Consider the following 6,789-nt stretch of genomic DNA (forward strand, 5'->3'; position numbering starts at 1 on the left):
CCGGAGCGGAGGTGCATCCGCAGTTCGACAGCGGCCCGGTGGTGGCCTGGCTCCTGGCCCACCACAAGATCGAAGTACCCACCGGCCCCGCGGCCGCCTACCTGACGCTGACCGGGCCCGTGGGCGCTGCGCACCGGTTCCGCCTCGGTGACCCGCACCTGGTCCTGGCCGACCACCCGGCCGGCGAGGGCAGGTTGTCCGGCTGGTCCACCGACGAAGACGCCGACGTCCTCGCACGGTGAAACAGCAGATCAGACACCACTTCGGCCTGCCCAAACCGAGCCTTCTGCAACACCCTTTTCGACGCCACCATCACATCGTGGGCGTACCGGCAGCGCCCGGCGTGGGCTCGTCGCGCTTGACGGTGGCGGGGTCGCTGGGGTGCCTGGTGAGAGGCACGGTCTCCGAAGTCAGCCAGTCGGCCGCCGTCATCGGCAGCGAGTCCAAGGCCCTGTGGAGCACGTCGGCTGCTGGCGCTTGCCAGAGACTGAGGTTGCGGCCATGTCCTGGCAGTGTCCAAAGGCGGACGAGGCGGCCTTCGGCGGCCAACTCCTGCGCGCGTCGGGCCTCACCTGATTCCACCTCTTCGACGGCCTGCGAGTCCGTGCCTTCCGGTACGGCGACGTTGAACGTGACCAGGTATTCCCCTTCGTCCGCCGCTAGCGGCACGGTGCCGCTCCCGGGGTCGTTGGCGTGCGCGCCGAGTGGGATGGGCTCATCTGTTCGCCAAATCCGCAGGGGCATGGATGCCAGCGTCCGTTCGAGATCATCAGGTCCGTCCGCCGCGAACAGCCCGATCGTGCGCCACTCTCCCGGCCCCAGAGGTGGACGCCACAGGCGCAGGACCCGCCCCTGAGCTGCGAGCTCGCGGGTGTGCGCGGCCTCGCGGGCCCGGATTTCGTCAACCTCGGTCTCTGAAGTTCCTTCGGGAACTCGGGTGGTCATCGTCACGAGGTATTCCATGGAACGTTTCCTTGGGAGGTCGGTACCGATCAGTTGCCTGTCGTTATGGGTCAGCCGACTTGTGCGCTCAGGCGAGCACGGCGAGGAACACCGGCAGTGGTGGCCGGTCGGTGAAGGGGAATTCGACGCTGAGATAGAAGCCGCGAAGATTGACGCCGGCCACCAGGTCGTAGTCGGCGTCGGTGTAGTCGGTGAACGGCTTCTCGATGTACACGCCGGCGTTGTTTACCAGCGTGTCGATCCGGCCGAAGCGAGCCATCGCCTGGTCAACGATCTTTGCGCCGGTACCCGGCTGCGACAGGTCGCCGGAGACATCGAGGACGCCCGGATCCTCCGACGCCGGGATGGACCCGCGAGACTCCGACGAGTGCGGATCCTTGTTTGCGATATGCCTCGACGACACCTGCACCAATGCCTTGGGACGCGCCGGTGACGATAACAACCTTCTTCGTCGAGCTCATGTCGTTATCCAAACTGCGGAGCAAGCCGACTGGTCAGGGCCGATCGTCCGGTGTCTCCGGCCGGTTCCCCAATACGTTACGTCCCGACCGACTCCGGCGCCGCCCGAACAATTTCCGGATACTGGGCTGGTTGCTGGACGCCGGCGTCTCGTCGTCGAGGACCGGGTGCCTTGTGCCGGGCCGCCCGTGGGGCGTTCGGGGGACGGCGGGGCTGGCTGCTCCGGAGAGTGGCGGTTCTGGTCACGGAAGTGAGGAGCGGTGGATGGTGTTCCTCGACGTGCAGCTCTCGGCGCCGGAGTTGTCCGCGACGGTGCAGGCGCTCAAGGAACTGGTGGAGCGCCTCCCGCAGACCTGCGACCAGGCCGCCGACGTCATGGACCTGCTGGGGTCCGAGGACCGGATGGTGATGGACACGGGTCGGCCCCCCGGAGCGTTCGTGGCTGGCTCTGTTCACGAGAGCGGGTTCTGGCCCAATTTTTATGGTGGCACCACGCTGAGTGACAGCTGACGAGCAGGGCGCTGCGAGTCCCGAGTCCCCGTGTCAGAACGGCGGGTCTTCGGTGCCGCCGCCCGTCCCGTTGTTTGCCGACCAGTATTCAAGGTCGGCCAAGCGCGCCTGCAATTCACGGGATGCGATGTCGTTCGCATTTTCCAGGTCACCGGTGTCGTGACCCCAGGCTTTGAGCGCATCCAGGGCGCGGTCGCGGTGGTAGCGGTTGGTGCTGGTGGTCAGCAGGTAGCAGGCGTGTTCGACCAGCTCGGCCCGGTGTGTAGCGAGTCTGGGGTCCTCTGTGAGGGGGATGGCCGCGACGAGCGCCGCGTGGCGTACTTTCGCATTGCCATGGCCGAGGAACGGCTGAACTGCGAAGTAGATAGCCGGGCGCAGGTTACGAAAGGCGCGCGTGTCCGGGCATGCTTCGAGGAAGCCTACGCCGAAATGACACTTGCCCATGGCGACGCGCTCGTCATCGGCGTCGTGGGCGGTGCCGCCGAGCCAGTTCAGGAGCAACTCACGGGTGGGGTGGCGTGACGGCACGTCAGCGTCGTGGTCGAGTTCGCCCACTTCGGTGGCCGGATGGTTGAGGATGGCTGCGAAGTACAGCGCCACTGGCACGGTGGCTTCATAGATGGTGTTCTGGTGGTCCACCTCGTTGTCCCGGTCTCGGTCGATGCGAGCGGCGAGGGTGTGGAGGCTGGGCAGGCCGTCCTGGCGGACCCTCGGCGGAGGCGATCGCCGAGGTCACCAGCCTGCTCGCGTCCGGAGACAGCAGAGGCCGAGGTCTTGGTCAAGGCTGAAGCGTACGACCGGAACTCGTCGACTTCCCCTATGCGGCGGGGTTCGTGGGCAGGAGTCGGGCGAGCCAGTCAGTGCGGGTTCGGCGGGCCGTGGCCGAGATGTGTGCCTGCGGGTACAGGGCGTCGAATCCGTGGAAGCCGCCTGCCCAAACGTGGAGTTCGGCCTGGCCGCCTGCCGCCCAGATGCGGGTGGCGTAGTCGGTGTCCTCGTCGCGGAAGACTTCGGCGGAGCCGGTGTCGATGTAGGTGGTCGGCAGGCCCGCGAGGTCGTCGGCCAGGGAGGGTGAGACGTATGCGGGTACCTCGTCGTCGGTGAGGTCGCCGAGGAGGCAGTGCCATCCGAATCCGTTCATCTCGCGAGTCCAGACGCCGGGCCCGTTCGAGTACTGGAGGCTGGAGGCGGTGGCGTTGCGGTGGTCGAGCATGGGGCCGATCAGGACTTGGGCGGCGATGGGCGGGGTGCCGAGGTCGCGGGCCAGCAGGGTGACGCCGGCGGCGAGGCCGCCGCCCGCGCTGGCGCCTGCGACGATGATCCGGGCGGGGTCGATGCCCAGTTCTTCGGAGTGTTCGGCGATCCAGAGCAGTCCCCGGTAGCAGTCGTCGACCGGGACGATACCGGTGGACTCGGGCGCGAGCCGGTAGTCGACGGAGACCACGACGGCGCCGAACTCGTCGAGCCACTCCAGCGGGATGTCAATCTGTGAGAAGCGGTCGCCCATCACCATCCCGCCGCCGTGCATCCAGTAGACGCAGGGTGCGGCGGTGGCGCGATCGGTGTTCGCGGGGCTGAAAACGGACAAGGGGATCGGGGTGCCGTCCGAACTCGCAGCGGTGACCTCGCGCCGGTTGACAGCGCGACCTTCCAGGAGGGGGGCGACGGGCATCGAGGAGAAGGGGCGTACCTGCGCCAGCACTTCCGGGCTGAGCTGGGACATCAGCGGCATGCCGGCCAGGAGTTCATGCAGTTCGGGGTCGAGGGAGGGGCGTGCTGTGGTCATGGTCGTTGCCTTTCATGGGTGGTGGCGGACGATCGGGCGAAGACGGGGGTCGCCTCGGCGGGCACCGCGGCGGCAGGGGCTGGGGTGTGGGGTGTTCGGCGGGTCAGAAGGCGGCCTTGCCGCAGACCGGCACGTAATCGGTGTACTCGGACTCCTTGGCCAGCAGTCCGCCGACCTGCGCCACGATGGCCTGGGCGGCCTCGCCGGCGAAGATCCGGTGGTGGTCCTCCTCGCTGGTCCAGCCCTCGGTGACGTGGACGACGTCGGGGGCGGACGTGCAACGGGAGACCAGGTAGACCACGCAGTACTCGCTCGCGCCGGGGTTGCCCTCCTGCAGGCCGGTCAGCAGCAGGTCGACGAGCCGGTCGCCCATTCCGGGCCTGGCGGTCAGCGTGGCGTTGAAGCCGTACGTGGCAATCATGGAGGCCTACTTCTGCGTTGATGGAGTGCGGTGATTCCATTCAATCGCCGTGACCTGCGGAAACGTTAGAACGATGCTCGCTGGTACTTGCACGATCCTCTCGAGTACGGGAATTGCAGCACAGAACAGTGCTGCAATGGGCGCATGCACCTCGAAGAGCTCCGCACCCTGCTGGCCCGGCATGCCCGGCCCGACTGGTCCACCGCCATCGACGGCGTCCTCATGGCCGGATCCGCCGGCGCCCTCGATGTCCGGCACGGTGCTCGCAGTCATCGCACAGGGCGCCAAACGCCTCGCGCTGGGCGACCGGGTCTACGCGTACGGCGCCGGGCAGTACCTGGTCGCATCCGTCGACCTGCCCGTCACCGGACAGTTCACCCAGGCCGACCCGGAGCAGCCGGCCCTCGGCTTCGGCCTCACGCTGGAACCGTCCGCCGTCGCCGAACTGCTGTTGCAGGCCGGTCCCGGCGACATCCCCCGCCCCGCCGGAGGCACTCCGTCGGGGATCGCCGTCAGTGACGCCCCGCCCGCGTTGCTCGACGCGGTGGTCCGGCTGCTGCGCCTGCTCGACGAGCCCGGCGACCGCGCCGTACTGGCCCCGCTGGTCAAACGCGAGATCCTGTGGCGCCTGATCACCGGCGAGCAGGGCGCGACGGTGCGCCAGCTCGGCCTCGCCGACAGCGGCCTCAGCCATGTCGCCCGGGCCGTGCGCTGGATCCGCGAGCACTACGCCGAGTCCTTCCGGGTCGAGGACGTGGCACGGCTGTCGGGGATGAGCGTCTCCGCGTTCTACCGCAACTTCCAGGCGGTGACCGCGATGAGTCCCATCCAGTTCCAGAAACAGATCCGGCTCCAGGAGGCCCGGCTGCTGCTCGCCACCCACCCGGGCGACGTCACCGGGGTCGGCCAACGCGTCGGTTACGACAACCCGTCGCAGTTCAGCCGCGAGTACCGCCGCCAGTTCGGCGCACCCCCGAGCCGGGACGCGGCCCGCCTACGAAGCACTGCAGGCGCCCTCCCTTGAGCGGCCAGACCATGAGGGAGGATCGTGCAAGATGAAGCGACGATAGTTCTACTGTTCCAGCAGGTCAGAGCGATTCAATGGGATCACCCCTTCTTCCGCGGGGCAGGAAAATGCCTATCCATCCGCGGATCCCACTACATCGCAAGGATCACCGCATGAAGACAGTTCTGATCACTGGTGCGTCATCCGGATACGGACGGGAGACCGCTCTGTACTTCCACTCGCAGGGGTGGAACGTCATCGCCACGATGCGGACGCCGCGTGCCGGCGTCCTGCCCGAGTCGGACCGGCTCCGCGTCGTCGAGCTCGACGTGACCAAGCCCCAGAGCATCACCGCCGCGTTCGAGGCAGCCGGGTCCATCGACGTCCTGGTCAACAACGCGGGCGTCCCGTCGATCAGCGTGTTCGAGGGCACCCCCATGGCCCGAGTGCGGGAAGTCTTCGAAACCAACACGTTCGGCGTGATGGCGACGACGCAGGCGGTGCTGCCCCAGTTCCGCGAGCGCGGCTCCGGCGTGGTGGTGAACGTGACCTCCAGCGTGGTCCTGGGCCACATGCCGCTCTCGGCCGTCTACAAGGCAAGCAAGATGGCCATCGAGGGGTTCACCGCATCCCTCGCGCTTGAGCTCGCGCCCTTCGGTGTGCAGGCCAAGACGGTCGAGCCGGGCGCCTGCCTGACGACGAACTTCGCAGCCAACGCGACGAAGGGCGCCTCGCTGGACGAGCTGGTCCCGGCGCCCTACGCATCATGGGCGAAGAAGGCCATGGGCGACTTCACGAGCCAGGACCTGTTCACCAAGGAGAGCGACGTCGCCGAGACAGTGTGGCGAGCCGTGCACGACACCACCGGCCAGCTGCGATTCCCCGCCGGCCCCGACGCGGTCTCGCTCTCCCAGGCGAAGTGATCAGCCAGCAGGCGAGGTCACGACGCACTGATCACCAGGAGCCGGCCCCGCGCCCACGCATCGGGTCGGCTCGCCATCGGGCGCCCACCCTGATAAGGGGCCGACCGCAGTCGGTCCGGCCATCAACCGCGCTCCGGAGGCCGGCCGACTGCATTACCGCCACGGCGCCACCCGCACCATGATCCTGAGCATCGTTCGTCGAGGAGCGGCCGAAGACAGCGGGGCTCGACCTCGGGGGCTCGGGGCAGGAGGTACCAAACCGGCGGCCCTCCTGCCCGTTACCCGCAGCACGCAACTGCCCCTGGCCAGGCCAGGGGCAGGTCGCTGCTCGCATCCCGAAGCTGATCACTGTGCAGGGCTGGACGCTGCGTGCGAGGCGTGGACCGTCATCCCTGCGCCCAATCCACACCGCGCCGTCGGGCGGTTACCGCGCCCGAGGCCGTCGGCTGACCGACTCGGAGTGCGGCGAAGGCGGCGAGCGTGACCTATTCCCGCACCGAGATTGAAGTCACTCGGGCGCGCTCATCCAGGCGATGGGAAGGAGGCGGTTGGCGGGCTGGTGGGGCGCAGTTCTGGTGGCGGTGGCTCGCTGGGGATGGCGGCGAAGCGCGCGAACCACCTCTCGTCGCTCCCCGGCGCTGGCCGCTTCCCCCAGGGACTTCACCGGGCATTCCTCCATCATGCCGGGCCGTCGTCCGAGCCGATGCCCGATCTGTTACTC

8 protein-coding genes and 1 pseudogene are annotated in these 6,789 nt (G+C 68.1%); 4 read left to right on the forward strand and 5 right to left on the reverse strand.

From position 1 onward, the window contains the following. On the forward strand, positions 1-242 hold a 242-nt coding region (locus tag VR44_RS11530; protein WP_045947347.1), incomplete at its 5' end, for a hypothetical protein. Between the two features lie 70 nt (positions 243-312). Here VR44_RS11530 and VR44_RS11535 read toward each other — a convergent pair. Both VR44_RS11535 and VR44_RS42490 read right to left on the reverse strand, forming a co-directional pair. Further along, positions 313-963, reverse strand: a complete 651-nt coding sequence (locus VR44_RS11535; protein WP_045947348.1) for a muconolactone Delta-isomerase family protein — start codon at positions 961-963, stop codon at positions 313-315. 67 nt (positions 964-1,030) lie between these two features. Then, the gene (locus VR44_RS42490) at positions 1,031-1,372 is read right to left on the reverse strand and encodes an SDR family oxidoreductase (RefSeq protein ID WP_245691706.1); all 342 of its coding nucleotides are present in this window, start codon (positions 1,370-1,372) and stop codon (positions 1,031-1,033) included. A gap of 314 nt (positions 1,373-1,686) precedes the next feature. Between VR44_RS42490 and VR44_RS11545 the strand changes: the two genes are divergently transcribed. Then, positions 1,687-1,932, forward strand: a complete 246-nt coding sequence (locus VR44_RS11545; protein ID WP_045947349.1) for a hypothetical protein — start codon at positions 1,687-1,689, stop codon at positions 1,930-1,932. Positions 1,933-1,965: 33 nt separating this feature from the next. Here the strand turns inward: VR44_RS11545 and VR44_RS11550 are convergent, their stop codons facing one another. From VR44_RS11550 to VR44_RS11560, 3 genes are all read right to left on the reverse strand, one after another. Then, complete coding sequence (locus VR44_RS11550) at positions 1,966-2,571, reverse strand: hypothetical protein (RefSeq protein ID WP_052713559.1); 606 nt, start codon at positions 2,569-2,571, stop codon at positions 1,966-1,968. Between the two features lie 178 nt (positions 2,572-2,749). Beyond that, positions 2,750-3,718, reverse strand: a complete 969-nt coding sequence (locus VR44_RS11555; protein ID WP_045947351.1) for an alpha/beta hydrolase — start codon at positions 3,716-3,718, stop codon at positions 2,750-2,752. Positions 3,719-3,821: 103 nt separating this feature from the next. Beyond that, complete coding sequence (locus VR44_RS11560; protein ID WP_045947352.1) at positions 3,822-4,139, reverse strand: putative quinol monooxygenase; 318 nt, start codon at positions 4,137-4,139, stop codon at positions 3,822-3,824. Between the two features lie 144 nt (positions 4,140-4,283). Here VR44_RS11560 and VR44_RS11565 point away from each other — a divergent pair. Both VR44_RS11565 and VR44_RS11570 read left to right on the forward strand, forming a co-directional pair. Next, positions 4,284-5,163, forward strand: a pseudogene (locus VR44_RS11565) (AraC family transcriptional regulator). A gap of 155 nt (positions 5,164-5,318) precedes the next feature. Further along, entirely contained in the window at positions 5,319-6,068 is a 750-nt protein-coding gene (locus VR44_RS11570; protein ID WP_045947353.1) for an SDR family oxidoreductase, read from the forward strand. Positions 6,069-6,789: the final 721 nt, after the last annotated feature.

This window comes from Streptomyces katrae, from assembly GCF_000966975.1.
In the GTDB taxonomy this organism is placed as follows: Bacteria; Actinomycetota; Actinomycetes; order Streptomycetales; family Streptomycetaceae; genus Streptomyces; species Streptomyces katrae.

Excerpts from the sequence above, each read along its gene's own strand:
- VR44_RS11560 (WP_045947352.1), bottom strand. The coding sequence starts at position 4,139 with ATGATTGCCACGTACGGCTTCAACGCCACGCTGACCGCCAGGCCCGGA.
- VR44_RS11535 (WP_045947348.1), bottom strand. The coding sequence starts at position 963 with ATGGAATACCTCGTGACGATGACCACCCGAGTTCCCGAAGGAACTTCA.
- VR44_RS11555 (WP_045947351.1), bottom strand. The coding sequence starts at position 3,718 with ATGACCACAGCACGCCCCTCCCTCGACCCCGAACTGCATGAACTCCTG.
- VR44_RS11570 (WP_045947353.1), top strand. The coding sequence starts at position 5,319 with ATGAAGACAGTTCTGATCACTGGTGCGTCATCCGGATACGGACGGGAG.
- VR44_RS11545 (WP_045947349.1), top strand. The coding sequence starts at position 1,687 with ATGGTGTTCCTCGACGTGCAGCTCTCGGCGCCGGAGTTGTCCGCGACG.